At 66.7% G+C, this 15,034-nt stretch carries 14 protein-coding genes; 12 read left to right on the forward strand and 2 right to left on the reverse strand.

Annotated elements, in window-relative coordinates:
- Nucleotides 1-18: 18 nt before the first annotated feature.
- A complete protein-coding gene (locus AC0J42_RS08555; RefSeq protein WP_473005837.1) occupies nucleotides 19-570 on the reverse strand; it encodes a DUF2062 domain-containing protein in 552 nt (183 codons plus the stop codon).
- Nucleotides 571-717: 147 nt separating this feature from the next.
- Here AC0J42_RS08555 and AC0J42_RS08560 point away from each other — a divergent pair, with 147 nt between their 5' ends.
- The 9 genes from AC0J42_RS08560 to AC0J42_RS08600 all read left to right on the forward strand — a co-directional run bounded on the left by AC0J42_RS08560 (nucleotide 718) and on the right by AC0J42_RS08600 (nucleotide 8,144).
- Nucleotides 718-2,940: a DNA internalization-related competence protein ComEC/Rec2 gene (locus AC0J42_RS08560; protein WP_473005839.1), complete on the forward strand. Its 2,223-nt coding sequence runs from the start codon at nucleotides 718-720 to the stop codon at nucleotides 2,938-2,940.
- A 62-nt stretch (nucleotides 2,941-3,002) separates the two neighbouring features.
- Nucleotides 3,003-3,638 (forward strand): MotA/TolQ/ExbB proton channel family protein, encoded by a 636-nt coding sequence (locus AC0J42_RS08565; protein ID WP_473005840.1) that lies wholly within the window; start codon nucleotides 3,003-3,005, stop codon nucleotides 3,636-3,638.
- Entirely contained in the window at nucleotides 3,635-4,060 is a 426-nt protein-coding gene (locus AC0J42_RS08570) for an ExbD/TolR family protein (protein WP_416423133.1), read from the forward strand. Before AC0J42_RS08565 ends, AC0J42_RS08570 begins: the two co-directional genes overlap by 4 nt.
- Complete coding sequence (gene lpxK, locus AC0J42_RS08575; protein ID WP_473005841.1) at nucleotides 4,060-5,061, forward strand: tetraacyldisaccharide 4'-kinase; 1,002 nt, start codon at nucleotides 4,060-4,062, stop codon at nucleotides 5,059-5,061. The genes AC0J42_RS08570 and lpxK overlap by 1 nt, the downstream gene beginning before the upstream one ends.
- Nucleotides 5,062-5,102: 41 nt before the next feature.
- Complete coding sequence (locus AC0J42_RS08580; RefSeq protein ID WP_027977460.1) at nucleotides 5,103-5,288, forward strand: Trm112 family protein; 186 nt, start codon at nucleotides 5,103-5,105, stop codon at nucleotides 5,286-5,288.
- Entirely contained in the window at nucleotides 5,285-6,049 is a 765-nt protein-coding gene (kdsB, locus tag AC0J42_RS08585) for a 3-deoxy-manno-octulosonate cytidylyltransferase (protein WP_416423135.1), read from the forward strand. Before AC0J42_RS08580 ends, kdsB begins: the two co-directional genes overlap by 4 nt.
- Nucleotides 6,049-6,513, forward strand: coding sequence for a low molecular weight protein-tyrosine-phosphatase (locus AC0J42_RS08590; protein WP_473005842.1), 465 nt, complete (start codon nucleotides 6,049-6,051; stop codon nucleotides 6,511-6,513). Before kdsB ends, AC0J42_RS08590 begins: the two co-directional genes overlap by 1 nt.
- Nucleotides 6,510-7,529 (forward strand): UDP-N-acetylmuramate dehydrogenase, encoded by a 1,020-nt coding sequence (murB, locus tag AC0J42_RS08595; protein WP_473005844.1) that lies wholly within the window; start codon nucleotides 6,510-6,512, stop codon nucleotides 7,527-7,529. The genes AC0J42_RS08590 and murB overlap by 4 nt, the downstream gene beginning before the upstream one ends.
- Nucleotides 7,530-7,550: 21 nt before the next feature.
- Nucleotides 7,551-8,144 carry a nucleotidyltransferase family protein gene (locus AC0J42_RS08600; protein WP_473005845.1) on the forward strand — a complete coding sequence of 198 codons (594 nt, stop codon included), beginning with the start codon at nucleotides 7,551-7,553 and terminating at the stop codon, nucleotides 8,142-8,144.
- A gap of 178 nt (nucleotides 8,145-8,322) precedes the next feature.
- On the opposite strand, the gene rne is transcribed toward AC0J42_RS08600, so the two are convergent.
- Nucleotides 8,323-11,649, reverse strand: coding sequence for a ribonuclease E (gene rne, locus AC0J42_RS08605; protein WP_473005846.1), 3,327 nt, complete (start codon nucleotides 11,647-11,649; stop codon nucleotides 8,323-8,325).
- A 740-nt stretch (nucleotides 11,650-12,389) separates the two neighbouring features.
- Between rne and rluC the strand changes: the two genes are divergently transcribed.
- Genes rluC through AC0J42_RS08620 form a run of 3 tightly spaced genes read left to right on the forward strand, consistent with a single transcriptional unit; the run spans nucleotide 12,390 to nucleotide 15,008 of the window.
- Entirely contained in the window at nucleotides 12,390-13,349 is a 960-nt protein-coding gene (gene rluC, locus AC0J42_RS08610; protein ID WP_416423140.1) for a 23S rRNA pseudouridine(955/2504/2580) synthase RluC, read from the forward strand.
- Nucleotides 13,339-14,001: an HAD-IA family hydrolase gene (locus tag AC0J42_RS08615; protein ID WP_473005847.1), complete on the forward strand. Its 663-nt coding sequence runs from the start codon at nucleotides 13,339-13,341 to the stop codon at nucleotides 13,999-14,001. Before rluC ends, AC0J42_RS08615 begins: the two co-directional genes overlap by 11 nt.
- Before the next feature lie 23 nt (nucleotides 14,002-14,024).
- Nucleotides 14,025-15,008, forward strand: coding sequence for a S49 family peptidase (locus tag AC0J42_RS08620; protein WP_473005848.1), 984 nt, complete (start codon nucleotides 14,025-14,027; stop codon nucleotides 15,006-15,008).
- Nucleotides 15,009-15,034 lie beyond the last annotated feature (26 nt).

Below are 15,034 nucleotides of genomic sequence, written 5' to 3' on the forward strand. Positions count from 1 at the left end.
GTCCCCCGGCGCCGCGCATCATCTGGCGCCGCGCCGACCCCGGACGCCGCCTGCGGCAGCTGCTACGGGGTGGCGGCGGCGCCATTGGCGGGCCACCCACCAGCGCCAGTAGCCCTGGGTGGCCACGTATCCCAGGGCGCCCATCACTAGCCCCGTCACCACTGACCCCAGCACGAACGGCTGCCACAAGGTGGCCAGCTGGCTGCTCACCCATTCCCAGCTCAGGTCGTCCGGCAGGCTGCGCGGCGGCGTGCCCATCAGCCATGCCCCCACCTGGTAGGTGACGAAGAACACCGGCGCCATGGTCAGCGGGTTGGTCAGCCATACCAGGCTCACCGCAATGGCCAGGTTGCCACGCACCAGCGCCGCCAGCGCGGCCGCCACCAGCATCTGCAAGGGAATGGGCAGGAAAGCGGCGAACAGCCCCACCGCCATGGCCCGGGACACCCCCCGGCGGTTCAGGTGCCACAGGTTCGGGTCATGCAACAGGCGCCCGAGAAAGCGTAGCGACTTGTTGCCGCGCAAGCGCTCGGGGTCGGGCATGTAGCGTTTGAACAGGCGGCGTGGCATCCAGGTTCTCGCGGCGCGGGCAGGGAGGGTGGCCCTCAGTATGCCCGGCTTTGCTGACAGCTCCGTTCAGACTTTGTGACAAATATTGAGCAGCGCTTCCCCGGGTTTGCGCGGATGCTGGTCGCCCTGCTGCTCAAGGATGAGTGTATGCGTACTGCGATGCTGGCACTGGCCACGGGCCTGGTGGCGCTGCGTTTTCTCCCGGTGCTGCCAGGCACCCCGCTGTTGCTGGGGCTCGTGGCGCTGGGCCTGGCGCTGTGCTGGTGGCGTTGGGCGCGCCTGGGGCTGCTGGTGCTGGGCCTGGCCTGGGCGGCCTGGCAAGGGCAGCGTGCGCTGGATGACCGTCTGTCGCCCGCCTTGGATGGCCAGACCCTGTGGCTGGAGGGGCGAGTCAGCGGGCTGCCGGACAACCAGGGCGCCTCCGTGCGTTTCGAGGTGAGCGACCCGCAGGCGCGGCGCCATGCCCTGCCAGCCACGGTGCGCCTGTCGTGGTTCAACGGGCCGCTGGTCAATGCCGGTGAGCGCTGGCGCCTGGCGGTGACGTTGAAGCGGCCGCGGGGGCTGGTCAGCCCGGCGGGCCTGGATGCCGAAGCCTGGATGCTGGCCCGGCGCATCGGCGCCACCGGCAGCGTCAAGGATGGCCAGCTGCAGGCCCCGGCGCAAGGAGCCTGGCGCGACGGCCTGCGCCAACGCCTGCTGGCGGTGGATGCCCAGGGCTACCAGGGCGTGCTGGTGGCGCTGGTGATGGGCGACGGTTCGGGCATCAGTCGCGAGCAATGGAACGTGCTGCAAGCCACTGGCACCGTGCACCTGCTGGTGATTTCCGGCACGCACATCGGCCTGCTGGTCGGCCTGGTCTACGGCCTCGTGGCAGCGCTGGCGCGTTTCGGGCTGTGGCCGCGGGCGCTGCCCTGGCTGCCCTGGGCGTGTGGCCTGGCCTTCGCCGCAGCACTGGGCTACGGGCTGCTGGCCGGGTTCCAGGTGCCGGTGCGGCGGGCGTGCATCATGCTCGGGCTGGTGCTGTTGTGGCGCTTGCGCTTCCGCCACCTGGGGGTGTGGCTGCCGCTGCTGGTGGCGTTGAACGCGGTGTTGCTGAGCGACCCACTGGTGAGCCTGCTGCCTGGGTTCTGGCTGTCGTTCGCGGCGGTGGCGGTGTTGATGCTGGTGTTTTCCGGCAGGCTGGGTGCCTGGCCGTGGTGGCGCGCCTGGACCCGCGCGCAGTGGCTGATGGCCGTGGGTTTGCTGCCGGCGATGCTGGCGCTGGGGTTGCCCGTGAGCCTCGGCGGCCCGCTGGCCAATCTGCTGGCGGTGCCGTGGGTGAGCCTGGCGGTGTTGCCCACGGCGCTGCTGGGCGCCCTGTTGCTGCCGCTGCCGTGGGTGGGGGAAGGGCTGCTGTGGCTGGCGGGCGGCCTGCTGACCGTGTTGTTCGACGCCCTGGGCTGGTTGGCGGCGCGGGTGCCGGCGTGGTTGCCGCCGGCGTTGCCCCTGGGCGTGTGGCTGCTGGTGGTGGCCGGCACGTTGCTGCTGTTGCTGCCAGCTGGCATGCCCTTGCGTCCGCTGGGCTGGCCGCTGGTGCTGCTGGCGGCGCTGCCGCCCCAGGCGTCAGTGCCCCATGGCCAGGCCCAGGTGACCCAGCTGGACGTGGGGCAAGGCCTGGCGGTGCTGGTGCGTACGCGCAATCACGCACTGTTGTACGACACCGGCCCGCGCACGCCGGGGCAGGACGCCGGTGAGCGGGTGGTGTTGCCCAACCTGCATGGCCTGGGCGTGCGGCGCCTGGACCTGATGCTGATCAGTCACGCGCACATGGACCACGCCGGTGGCGCCCCGGCGGTGATGCGCGGGGTGCCGGTGGCCGCAGTGTGGAGCGGCGAGGCTGGGCAATTGCCGGCGCAGCTGGGCGCGCAGCCCTGCGAGGCCGGGCACCAGTGGCAGTGGGATGGGGTGCAGTTCACCGTGTGGCGCTGGGCGGCGGCGCGGGAGAGCAATCCGTCGTCCTGCGTGCTGCTGGTGGAGGCGAATGGCGAGAAGCTGCTGTTGGGTGGGGATATCGACGCCGCTGCCGAGCGTGCGTTGGTGGCCAGTGGCCTGGACCTGGCCGGGCACTGGTTGCAGTCGCCGCACCACGGCAGCCGCACCTCGTCATCGCAACTGCTGCTGACGGCCATGAAACCGCGCGGCGCGCTTATTTCCCGCGGCCATAACAACTCGTTCGGGCATCCGCACCCGCTGGTGGTCGAGCGTTACCGCGCCAACGGCATCGAAGTCCACGACAACGCCGTGCAGGGTGCGCTGCACCTGCGCCTGGGGCGCTTCGACGGGGTGCGTGGCGAGCGCGAGCGGCGGCGCTTCTGGCGTGACCCGACATGACGGTCTACGACCCCCGGCCCCCCTATGTTAGAGTGGCGAACTTTTTCGAGGGGGTCCTTACTGTGTGGGAATTGGTCAAATCCGGCGGCTGGATGATGTTGCCGATCATTCTGAGTTCCATTGCCGCGCTGGGCATCACCGCCGAGCGCTTGTGGACCTTGCGTGCCAGCCGCGTGACCCCGCCGCACCTGCTGGGTCAGGTCTGGCGCTGGATCCGCGACAAGCAGCTGGACAAGGAAAAGCTCAAGGAGCTGCGCGCCGATTCGCCGCTGGGTGAAATTCTCGCCGCGGGCCTGGCCAACTCGCGCCATGGCCGCGAAATCATGAAGGAATGCATCGAGGAGGCCGCGGCCCGCGTCATTCACGAAATGGAACGCTACATCAGCACCCTGGGCACCATCGCCGCCATGGCGCCGCTGCTGGGCCTGCTGGGTACCGTGCTGGGCATGATCGAAATCTTCAGCTCGTTCATGGGCACCAACATGGCCACTAACCCGGCGGTGCTGGCCGGTGGTATCTCCAAGGCGCTGGTGACCACCGCCTCGGGCCTGATGGTGGGTATCCCGGCGGTGTTCTTCCACCGTTTCCTGCAACGCCGCATCGACGAGCTGGTGGTGGGCATGGAGCAGGAAGCGATCAAGCTGGTGGAAATGGTGCAGGGTGACCGCGAGGTCGATCTGGCCGAGGACAAAGCGTGAAGTTCCGCCGCAAGCAACGAGAGCAGATCGACATCAACCTGGTGTCGCTGATCGACGTGGTGTTCGTGTTGCTGCTGTTCTTCGTGGTCACCACCACCTTCACCAAGCAGACGCAGCTGCGCGTGGACCTGCCCGAAGCTGTCAGCGGCAGCCCCGAGCAGGACGCCGGCAAGACCCTGGACATCGCCATCAGCGCCGACGGCGTCTACTCGGTGAACAACAAGCTGCTGCCCAAGAGTGACCTGAACACCCTGATGGATGCCTTGCAGGCAGAGTCTGGCGGCGACAGCAAGTTGCCGCTGTCGATCAGCGCCGACGGCAAGACCCCGCACCAGGCGGTGATCACCGCCATGGACGCCGCCGGCAAGCTGGGCTTCAGCCACCTGAGCATGACCACGGTCGAGGCGCAGGCGAACAACTGATGGCCTTTTCCGATCGCATGTTGGCGGCCTGGTATAACGGTCACCCGGCGCTGGCGCTGCTGCGCCCGCTGGAGTGCCTGTACCGCCGCGTCGTGGCTGGCAAGCGCCAGCGTTTCTTGCGCGGGGAGGGCACTATCTACCGTTCCCCGGTGCCGGTGCTGGTGGTGGGCAACGTCACCGTCGGTGGCACCGGCAAGACGCCGATGATTCTCTGGCTGATCGAGCACTGCCGGCGCCAGGGCCTCAAGGTCGGCGTGGTCAGCCGTGGCTACGGTGCCAAGCCGCCGCAGCTGCCGTGGCGCGTTGGCGCCAGCGACAACGCGGCGATGGCCGGTGACGAGCCGCTGCTCATCGTGCAGCGCAGCGGCGTGCCCCTGATGATCGACCCCGACCGCAGCCGTGCCGTGCAGGCGCTGACGGCGGCCGAGCCGCTGGACCTGATTCTCTCCGACGACGGCCTGCAGCATTACCGCCTGGCCCGTGACCTGGAGCTGGTGCTGATCGATGCCGCCCGCGGCCTGGGCAACCAGCGCTGCCTGCCCGCCGGCCCACTGCGCGAACCCGTCGAGCGCTTGCAGACGGTGGATGCCGTGCTGTTCAACGGCGCCGAGCAGGACCGCGACCAGGGTTTCGCCTTCACCCTGCAACCTATCGCGCTGGTCAACGTGCTGACCGGCGAGCGCCGCGGCCTCGACCTGTTCGCCCCCGGCCAGGCCGTGCATGCGGTAGCCGGCATCGGCAACCCGCAACGTTTCTTCAATACCCTGCAGGCGCTACACTGGCGGCCACAGGCCCACGCATTCGCCGACCACGCCGAATACAGCCTGGCGGCGCTGACGTTCAGCCCGTCGCTGCCGCTGGTCATGACCGAGAAGGACGCCGTCAAATGCCGCGCCTTCGCCCGGGACGACTGGTGGTACCTGGCCGTCGACGCACAGCCCTCGCCGGGCTTCGTCGCCTGGTTCGACGCCCGCCTGCCCAGCCTGCTGGCGCGTACCTGACCCTTTTCGCTTCACGCTTGCTCTTTTGCCAAGGACCTAACATGGACACCAAACTGCTCGACATCCTCGCCTGCCCAATCTGCAAGGGCCCGCTGAAACTCAGCGCCGACAAGACCGAGCTGATCAGCAAGGGCGCTGGCCTGGCCTACCCGATCCGCGACGGCATCCCGGTGATGCTGGAAAGCGAAGCACGCACCCTGACCGACGAAGAGCGCCTGGATAAATGAGCCAGGCGTTCACGGTTGTCATTCCGGCGCGTTTCTCTTCAACGCGCCTGCCGGGCAAGCCACTGCAGCTGATCGCCGGCAAGCCGATGGTCCAGCATGTCTGGGAACAGGCGCGCAAGAGCGCGGCCCAGCGCGTGGTGGTCGCCACTGACGATGCGCGCATCGTCGAAGCCTGCCAGGCCTTCGGCGCCGAAGTGCTGCTGACCCGTGCCGACCATGAGTCGGGCACCGACCGCCTGGCCGAAGTGGCCCAGGCCCTGGGCCTGGCTGCCGATGCCATCGTGGTCAACGTACAGGGCGACGAGCCGCTGATTCCACCGGCGGTGATCGACCAGGTGGCCGCCAACCTGGCCGCCCACGCCGAAGCGGGCATGGCCACCCTGGCCGAGCCCATCGAGGACGTCGAATCGCTGTTCAACCCCAACGTGGTGAAAGTGGTCGCCGACCTCAATGGCCTGGCGCTGACCTTCAGCCGCGCCACGCTGCCGTGGGCCCGCGACCAGTTCGCCAACGACCGTGACAGCCTGCCTGCCGGCGTGCCGTTCCGTCGCCACATTGGCATCTACGCCTACCGCGCCGGCTTCCTGCAGGACTTCGTGGCCTGGGGCCCCTGCTGGCTGGAAGAGACCGAGCGCCTGGAGCAACTGCGTGCCCTGTGGCACGGCGTGCGCATCCACGTCGCCGACGCCGTCGAAGCACCGCCTGCCGGTGTCGACACCCCGCAGGACCTGGAGCGCGTACGGCGCCTGCTGGAGGCGTGATGCGCGTCCTGTTCGTGTGCCTGGGCAATATCTGCCGCTCGCCCACCGCCGAAGGCGTGCTGCGCCATCAGTTGCGCGCGGCCGGCCTGGCCGAGCAGGTGCAGGTGGCGTCGGCCGGCACCGGCGACTGGCACGTGGGCAAGCCGCCGGACAGCCGCACCCGTGCCGCGGCCCTGCGCCGCGGCTACGACCTGTCGGCCCAGCGCGCCCAGCAGGTCAGTGCTGCCGATTTCGGCCGCTATGACCTGATCCTGGCGATGGACCACAGCAACCTGGGCAACCTCAAGCGCCTGCAGCCGGCCAACGGCCGTGCCGAACTGGACCTGTTCCTGCGCCGTTACGACGGCGCGGTGGACGAGGTGCCCGACCCGTATTACGGCGGCGAGCAGGGCTTCGAGCAGGTATTGGACCTGATCGAGCTGGCGTGCGCCGGCCTGGTCAATGAATTGAAGGGGCGGCTATGAGCCTGCAGATCCGTGAGCAGGTATCGCTCAAGCCGTTCAACACCTTTGGCATCGACGTCAAGGCACGCTGGTTCGTCGAAGTCGACAGCGACGACCAGGTGCGCCAGGCGCTGGCCTGGGCCAAGGAGTGCCAGGTGCCGGTGCTGCCCATTGGCGGGGGCAGCAACCTGCTGCTGACCGCCGACGTGCAGCAGTTGGTGATGCGCATGGCCAGCACCGGCGTGCGCGTGCTTGCCGATGATGGCCAGCAGCTGGTGATCGAGGCCGAGGCCGGTGAGCCGTGGCACCCGTTTGTCCTGCAAACCCTGGCCATGGGCCTGGCCGGGCTGGAGAACCTCAGCCTGATCCCCGGCACCGTAGGCGCGGCGCCCATGCAGAACATCGGCGCCTATGGCGTCGAGATCAAGGACGTGTTCCACGGCCTCACCGCCCTGGACCGCCACACCGGCGCGCTGCGTGACTTCAGCCTGGCCGAGTGCGCCTTTGGCTACCGTGACAGCCTGTTCAAGCGCGAGCCTGGGCGTTGGCTGATCCTGCGCGTGCGCTTCACCCTGGCCCGCGCGGCGCAGCTGCACCTGGACTACGGCCCGGTGCGCCAGCGCCTGGCCGAGCAAGGCATCGAGGCGCCGACGCCCACTGATGTGAGCGCGGCGATCTGCAGCATTCGTCGGGAGAAGCTGCCTGATCCTGCCGAGCTGGGCAATGCCGGCAGTTTCTTCAAGAACCCGGTGGTGCCGGCAGCGCTGGCCGAACGGATCAAGGCCGAGCACCCTGACCTGGTGGGCTATCCCCAGGCCGATGGCCAGGTCAAGCTGGCCGCGGGTTGGCTGATCGAGCGCGCAGGCTGGAAAGGCTTCCGCGACGGTGATGCCGGCGTGCATCGCCTGCAATCGCTGGTGCTGGTCAACTATGGCGCGGCCACCGGGCAGCAACTGCATGGCCTGGCCATGCGTATCCAGGCCGATATCCTCCAGCGCTTCGGTGTGGCGCTGGAGATGGAGCCGAACCTCTACTGAAGCCAACCTGGAGGCGCCAGCGTGACACCGTGCATCGTGGTATTGGCAGCGGGGCAGGGCGCGCGCTTCCAGGCGCAGGCGCAGGCGGGGGCGGGGCAGAGCAAGCTGCTGGCGCCATGCCCTGGCCTGGACGGGGTCGAGCGCCCCGTGCTGGCGCAGACCCTGCGCAGCCTCGATGGGCTGCCCGGCGAGCGGGTGCTGGTCACGCGCCCGGATCGTCCGGAAATCGCCGAGCTGGGTCGCCTGCATGGCTTCCAGGTCATCCTTGTTCCCTCTCCCGGCATGGGTGACAGCCTGGCGGCTGCCGTCGCGGCGGCGCCATTGGCGGCTGGCTGGCTAGTGGTGTTGGGCGACATGCCGTTCATTCGGCCCGATACCTGCCGACAGGTGTCGATGGCTGTTCACGATCAAATCATCTGCGTGCCGGTTGCAGGGCACGGCTATGGGCATCCAGTGGCCTTTGGCAGCGCTTTTGCGGCTGGCTTGAAGGGCCTGAGTGGCGACCAGGGGGCGCGGCGGTTGTTTGCGGGGGCGACGGTCGTCGAGATCGCGGTTGCCGACCCTGGCATCTATCGCGATATCGACCTGCCTTCTGACCTTTTGCGGCCCCTGTGACGCTACAGGTCGGCGCGCCCGTAGCAGCTGCCGCCAGGCGGCGTCTGCTTCATGCGGTGAACCAGGCACACCGTAGGGGCCATGACGCGGCCTGCGGCCGCTGCTACAGGTGTAATCGATAGACGAAAAAAAGCCCCCGCTGCATTGCTGCAGCGGGGGCTTTTTTAACGCTTCAAGGTCAGACGAACGGCTTGTGCTCGTGCTGCTCTTCTACTGCGTGTGGCGCGTGTGCAGCTTCGGCGGCCTGGGCGGCAGCGGCGGCTGCAGCGGCGGCGGCTTCGGCTTCACGCTTGCGGCGACGCACTTCACGTGGGTCGTTCGGCGCGCGGCCGTTGCTGGCCAGCACTACGGCCGGGGCTTCCACTACAGGCTCGGCAACCACTTCGGGCTGGGCTTCGACAACCGGCTCAACCGCAGCTTCAACCACAGGGGCAGCTTCGACCACTGGCGCAGGGGCGGCTTCCACCACCTCGGCAATCGGCTCAGGCTGGATGTCGACCACAGGGGCGGCAGCTTCTTCGACGGTCTTCGGCGCTGGCGCCTCGAACACGAAGGAAGGCTGCTCAACCACCGGGGCGGCGAACGCTTCAGGCTCAGGCTTGGCTTCGACTACCGGGGCAGGTTCAACCACTGGGGTGACTTCAACCGGTGCTTCGCTGGCTGGGGTCTCGACCACTGGGGTCACTTCGACCGGCTGGTCGGCAACCACTTCGGCGTGAACCACCGGAGCAGCAGCTTCTTCAGCGGCTTCGACAACCGGGGCCGGGGCCTCGATCACTTCAGCGGCAGCTTGCACAGCCACTTCAGCAGGGGCTTCAACAGGCGCCCCAACAGCAGCTGGCTCTTCTACCGCAGCAGTGGCGCGCTCGGCTTGAACGGCGGCTTCGGCTTCGGCCGGGGCGCTGATCTCGCTGTGGGCGACGGCTTCGGTCACGGCCAGGCCGGCAGCCAGTTCGGCGCCCGATGGCTCGGTGCCTTCTTCCTGGCCTTCTTCGCTGCCTTCAACCACGTTGCCGTTGGCGTCACGCTGGCGCTCACGACGGTTGCTGCGGCGACGCTGGCCACGGGAGCGGCGGCGAGGGCGTTCGCCGTCGGTGCCTTCCTGGTTCTCGTCCTGCAGCAGCTCTTCGTTGCTCGGCAGTGCCTCGTCGGCTTCGGCTGCAGCCACGGTAGCGGCAACGGCGGCCACGGCTACGGCTTCACCTTCAACCTGCTCGGGACGCAGCACGCGCTCGCGCGGGGCACGTTCTTCACGTGGCGCACGCTCTTCGCGTGGGGCGCGTTCTTCGCGTGGGGCACGCTCTTCACGTGGGGCACGTTCTTCGCGTGGAGCACGCTCTTCGCGAGGGGCGCGCTCTTCACGTGGCGCACGTTCCTCACGCGGGGCGCGTTCTTCACGCGGTGCACGCTCTTCGCGTGGGGCGCGTTCTTCACGTGGCGCGCGCTCAGGGCGCTCTTCACGTACGGCCGGGGCTACGGCGTCCAGCGGCTCGCGCAGTTCGCGGACCGGGCGGTCTTCACGGCTGCGACGGTCTTCACGCGGTGCACGCGGCTCGCGCGGCTGCCGTGGAGCACGTTCTTCACGGGCGGCCGGGGCGTCCTCGCGGGCTTCGCGCGGTGCACGTTCTTCACGTGGCGCACGCTCTTCGCGCGGCTTGCGGTCTTCGTCGCGGCGGCCGTTACGGCTGCGGCTCTGCTGACGGCCGTTGCGGCGCTCTTCGTTGCGCTGTGGGCGCTCTGGAGCGGCTGGTTTTTCAACCACGACCGGGGCAGCAGGCTCTTCCTTGGTGGCGAACAGGCTGACCAGCGACTTCACCAGGCCCTTGAACAGGCTTGGCTCAGGCACGACTGGCGCCGGCGCAACCGGGGCGGCAGGTGCAGCCGGGGCTTCAACCGGCACCGGCGCGGAAGTGCGCGGCGGGGCGGTCTTGACCGCGGCTTCCTGGCGTACCAGGGTGCGGGTGGCGGCCACTGGCTGGGCTTCTTCGACTTCGGCGGCAGCGATCTCGTAGCTCGACTGGGCGCTCTGGGCTTCCGGGCTGTCGTCGCGCAGGCGCTGCACTTCGAAATGCGGGGTTTCCAGGTGGTCGTTCGGCAGGATCACGATGCGGGCGCGGGTGCGCAGTTCGATCTTGGTGATCGAGTTGCGCTTTTCGTTCAGCAGGAACGCGGCGACCGGGATCGGCACCTGGGCGCGGACCTCGGCGGTGCGGTCCTTCAGGGCTTCTTCTTCGATCAGGCGCAGGATGGCCAGCGACAGCGATTCGACGTCACGGATGATGCCGGTGCCGTTGCAGCGTGGGCAGACGATGCCGCTGCTTTCGCCCAGGGATGGACGCAGGCGCTGACGGGACATTTCCAGCAGGCCGAAGCGCGAGATGCGGCCGATCTGCACGCGGGCGCGGTCGGCTTCCAGGCATTCGCGGACTTTTTCTTCCACGGCGCGCTGGTTCTTGGCCGGGGTCATGTCGATGAAGTCGATCACGATCAGGCCGCCGATGTCACGCAGGCGCAGTTGGCGAGCGATCTCTTCGGCCGCTTCCAGGTTGGTCTGCAGGGCGGTTTCTTCGATGTCGCTGCCTTTGGTGGCGCGCGCCGAGTTGATGTCGATGGACACCAGGGCTTCGGTCGGGTCGATCACGATCGAGCCGCCGGACGGCAGTTCGACCACGCGCTGGAAGGCGGTCTCGATCTGGCTTTCGATCTGGAAACGGTTGAACAGCGGCACGCTGTCTTCGTACAGCTTGATCTTGCTGGCGTACTGCGGCATCACCTGGCGGATGAAGGTCAGGGCTTCTTCCTGGGCCTCGACGCTGTCGATCAGCACTTCGCCGATGTCCTGGCGCAGGTAGTCGCGGATGGCGCGGATGATGACGTTGCTTTCCTGGTAGATCAGGAAAGGCGCGGAACGGTCCAGGGAAGCTTCCTTGATCGCGGTCCACAGTTGCAGCAGGTAGTCCAGGTCCCACTGCATCTCTTCGCTGCTGCGGCCCAGGCCGGCAGTGCGCACGATCAGGCCCATGTCGGCCGGGGCTACCAGGCCGTTCAGCGCTTCGCGCAGTTCGTTGCGCTCTTCGCCTTCGATGCGGCGCGAGATGCCGCCGGCACGTGGGTTGTTGGGCATCAGCACCAGGTAACGACCGGCCAGGCTGATGAAGGTGGTCAGGGCGGCGCCCTTGTTGCCACGTTCTTCTTTTTCGACCTGGACGATGACTTCCTGGCCTTCGCTCAGGACGTCCTTGATGTTGACGCGGCCTTCAGGGGATTTCTTGAAGTATTCGCGGGAGATTTCTTTGAGTGGCAGGAAGCCGTGACGCTCGGAGCCGAAGTCGACGAAGGCGGCTTCCAGGCTCGGTTCGATGCGAGTGATCCGGCCCTTGTAGATGTTGGCCTTCTTCTGCTCGCGGGCGCCGGACTCGATGTCCAGGTCGTAGAGGCGCTGGCCGTCTACCAGTGCAACGCGCAACTCTTCAGGTTGGGTTGCGTTAATCAGCATTCTTTTCATGTAGTACCGTCGGTTTCCGGGCTGCCGGAAACGGCGTTCGGCACACACGACTTCTCACGGTCGGTGTCAGGTGCGTCAGCAGGGGCGAGGCCACTGCAGTGTCTAGCGAGGTTCATCCAACGGGGATGAAGTCGCGACGACGCGTCCTGCTTGCTGTGGTGTCAAAAGCACTCAGTCAGGAGGAGGAATCAATTGTCCTGCGTGGACGCCGGTAGGCGTCTGAATCAAGCCCGGGTCGTGTCGTGAGGCGCCTGTGGCAGTACTCGACATGACGCGGTGCTACACGGTCCGACGATTGTGCATCTCCACCCTACACGTATCCCTGATAATTCGGGTGCTGCCGCGCGCTGAATCCGCAACGGGTTGGCATTTATCGCAAGCACCGATGGGGTGCTGGCGCATTTATGGCTAAGGCTTTGTGTTTCCGAAGCATTCGCCGTTACCGGATGACAACGACCGCGTGGGATGAGAGTGGCATCGAAAAAAAACTGAAAATGAGTGCAAAAACACCGCTCTTTTTGGCTTTCTCTCGGTCTTCTCACATCTGCGCCGGTTACGTTGCGTACCACCCCGTAATCAAGCAAAAACCCCGTCGGACGGCCTCGCGTCCTCATGAATTGCGTTGGCAAGGGCCGGTCTACTACCGCATATCCGCTTGCCCGCCACTTTTGGCGGCGTTCGCGACTATAGCAGCAATCATTAAGTGCTTCAAATCCATAAAAAATTGTTATTATGGAGGAATGACGACTACAACCCCTCCAACCTCCGGCGTCCAGCTGCTCGAGGTTGCGCCGGAATATGCCGGCCAAAGAATCGACAATTTCCTCATCACTGCACTCAAGGGCGTGCCCAAAACCTTGGTCTACCGCATCCTTCGCAAAGGCGAAGTGCGGGTGAACAAGGGGCGCATCAAGCCCGAATACAAGTTGCAGGCCGGGGACATTATCCGTATTCCACCTGTGCGCCTGCCCGAGCGCGACGAGCCCGTGCCGCTGGCCCAGGGCCTGCTGCAGCGCCTGGAAGCCTCGATCGTGTACGAGGACAAGGGCCTGCTGGTGATCAACAAGCCGGCCGGCATTGCCGTACACGGCGGCAGCGGCCTGAACTACGGGGTGATCGAAGCCTTCCGTCAGTTGCGCCCTGATACCAAGGAACTGGAGCTGGTGCACCGCCTGGACCGCGACACCTCCGGGCTGCTGATGATCGCCAAGAAGCGCAGCATGTTGCGCCACCTGCACGCCGCCCTGCGTGGCGATGGCGTCGACAAGCGCTACATGGCGCTGGTGCGCGGCCGCTGGGATTCGGCGCGCAAGCAGGTCAACGCGCCGCTACAGAAGAGCAACCTGCGTTCGGGCGAACGCATGGTCGAGATCGACGAAGAGGGCAAAGAAGCCCTGACCCTGTTCAAGGTGCTGCGCCGCTTCGGCGACTTCGCCACCATGGTCGAGGCCCGGCCGATCACCGGTCGCACCCACCAGATTCGCGTGCACGCCCTGCATGCCGGTCACAGCATTGCGGGTGACAGCAAGTACGGCGACGAGGAGTTCAGCAAGGAAATCCGCGACCTGGGCGGCAAACGCCTGTTCCTGCATGCCTACGCCCTGACCGTGCCGCTGCCCGATGGCGGCGCGCTGAAGCTCGAGGCGCCGGTGGACGAAATGTGGGCCAAGACCGTGGAGCGCCTCGCCAGTGCGCCGTGACTATGACCTGCTGATCTTCGACTGGGACGGCACTCTGTCCGATTCCATTGGTCGGATTGTCGAGGCCATGAAAGTGGCGGCGCGCGCCGCGGGTTATGCCGAGCGCAGCGACGAAGCGATCAAGGGCATCATCGGCCTGGCGTTGCCAGAGGCAATTCTTACGCTGTATCCGGAAATGGATGACAGCCAGGTCGTAGCTTTTCGTCAACACTATGCCGATTGCTACATGGCCATGGATGTCGAGCCGTCGGCGCTGTTCCCTGGCGTGCCGGAGGCGCTGGAAGCCTTCCGTGCCCAGGGTTACCGCCTGGCGGTGGCCACGGGCAAGGCGCGTCGCGGCCTGGATCGGGTGCTCAAGGCGCACGGCTGGGAAGCGTACTTCGACATTACCCGGGCCGCCGATGAAACCCGCAGCAAGCCGCACCCGCTGATGCTGGAAGAAATCCTCGCCCACTGCCAGGTGCCGCGCGAACGCGCGCTGATGGTGGGGGATGCGGCGTTCGACCTGCTGATGGCGCGCAACGCGGGCATGGATGCCGTGGCCGTGGGTTACGGGGCGATGCCGCTGGAGGCGCTGCTGGTGCATGAGCCGGTGCTGGCCATCGAGCGTTTCAGCCAATTGCATGAGTGGTTGGCCAGTTCGACGAATTGAATTTTTCCCGAGGGAGCTGAACGATGTCTGATGAATGGAAAGCGCCCGACGCCGAAAAGCGTGGTGATGACAAGAGCTGGCAATTGCTGGAAAGGACGTTGCAAGCCAATGTCATCGAGCATCGGCGGACCCGGCGCTGGGGGATTTTCTTCAAGCTGCTGACCTTCGTTTACCTGTTCCTGGCCTTTGCCGCGTTCACGCCGCTGATGGACATGGAAAAGAGTGCCACGCGCGGCTCCCATTACACCGCGTTGATCGAGGTGCGAGGGGTGATCGCCGATCAGGAAGCAGCCAGCGCCGACAACATCATCGGCAGCCTGCGCGCCGCCTTCGAAGACCCCAAGGTCAAGGCCGTGGTGCTGCGCATCAATAGCCCTGGCGGCAGCCCGGTGCAGGCTGGCTACGTGGTCGACGAGATTCATCGGCTGCGCAAGGAACACCCGGACACCAAGCTGTACGCGGTGATCAGTGACCTGGGTGCCTCGGGCGCCTACTACATCGCCAGCGCCGCCGACCAGATCTACGCCGACAAGGCCAGCCTGGTGGGTTCCATTGGCGTGACGGCGGCCGGCTACGGCTTCGTCGGCACCATGGAGAAGCTGGGCGTGGAGCGTCGCGCCTACACCTCGGGTGAGCACAAGTCGTTCCTCGACCCGTTCCAGCCGGCCAAGCCGGACGAGACCAAGTTCTGGCAGGGTGTGCTGGATACCACGCACAACCAGTTCATCTCGGTGGTGAAGCAGGGGCGTGGCGACCGCCTGAAGGACAAGGAGCATCCGGAGATGTTCTCCGGCCTGATCTGGTCGGGCGAGCAGGCGCTGCCGCTGGGGCTGATCGACGGTCTGGGCAACGCCAGCTACGTGGCGCGCGAGGTGGTGGGCGAGAAGGAGTTGGTCGACTTCACTGTCGAGGATTCGGCCCTGGACCGCTTCTCCAAGAAGCTGGGCGCCAGCGTGGCGGAGAAGCTGGCGCTGTACATGGGCTTCAGCGGTCCTTCGTTGCGTTGAAATAGGGGGGGGGTGTGACGCGGCCT

The organism is Pseudomonas sp. Tav-5-1A (assembly GCF_055755055.1).

Bases quoted from the DNA above. Each gene is read 5' to 3' on its own strand.
- kdsB (WP_416423135.1), top strand. From the start codon at position 5,285: ATGAGCCAGGCGTTCACGGTTGTCATTCCGGCGCGTTTCTCTTCAACG.
- AC0J42_RS08590 (WP_473005842.1), top strand. From the start codon at position 6,049: ATGCGCGTCCTGTTCGTGTGCCTGGGCAATATCTGCCGCTCGCCCACC.
- AC0J42_RS08580 (WP_027977460.1), top strand. From the start codon at position 5,103: ATGGACACCAAACTGCTCGACATCCTCGCCTGCCCAATCTGCAAGGGC.
- rluC (WP_416423140.1), top strand. From the start codon at position 12,390: ATGACGACTACAACCCCTCCAACCTCCGGCGTCCAGCTGCTCGAGGTT.
- AC0J42_RS08620 (WP_473005848.1), top strand. From the start codon at position 14,025: ATGTCTGATGAATGGAAAGCGCCCGACGCCGAAAAGCGTGGTGATGAC.
- AC0J42_RS08560 (WP_473005839.1), top strand. From the start codon at position 718: ATGCGTACTGCGATGCTGGCACTGGCCACGGGCCTGGTGGCGCTGCGT.
- AC0J42_RS08555 (WP_473005837.1), bottom strand. From the start codon at position 570: ATGCCACGCCGCCTGTTCAAACGCTACATGCCCGACCCCGAGCGCTTG.
- rne (WP_473005846.1), bottom strand. From the start codon at position 11,649: ATGAAAAGAATGCTGATTAACGCAACCCAACCTGAAGAGTTGCGCGTT.
- murB (WP_473005844.1), top strand. From the start codon at position 6,510: ATGAGCCTGCAGATCCGTGAGCAGGTATCGCTCAAGCCGTTCAACACC.
- lpxK (WP_473005841.1), top strand. From the start codon at position 4,060: ATGGCCTTTTCCGATCGCATGTTGGCGGCCTGGTATAACGGTCACCCG.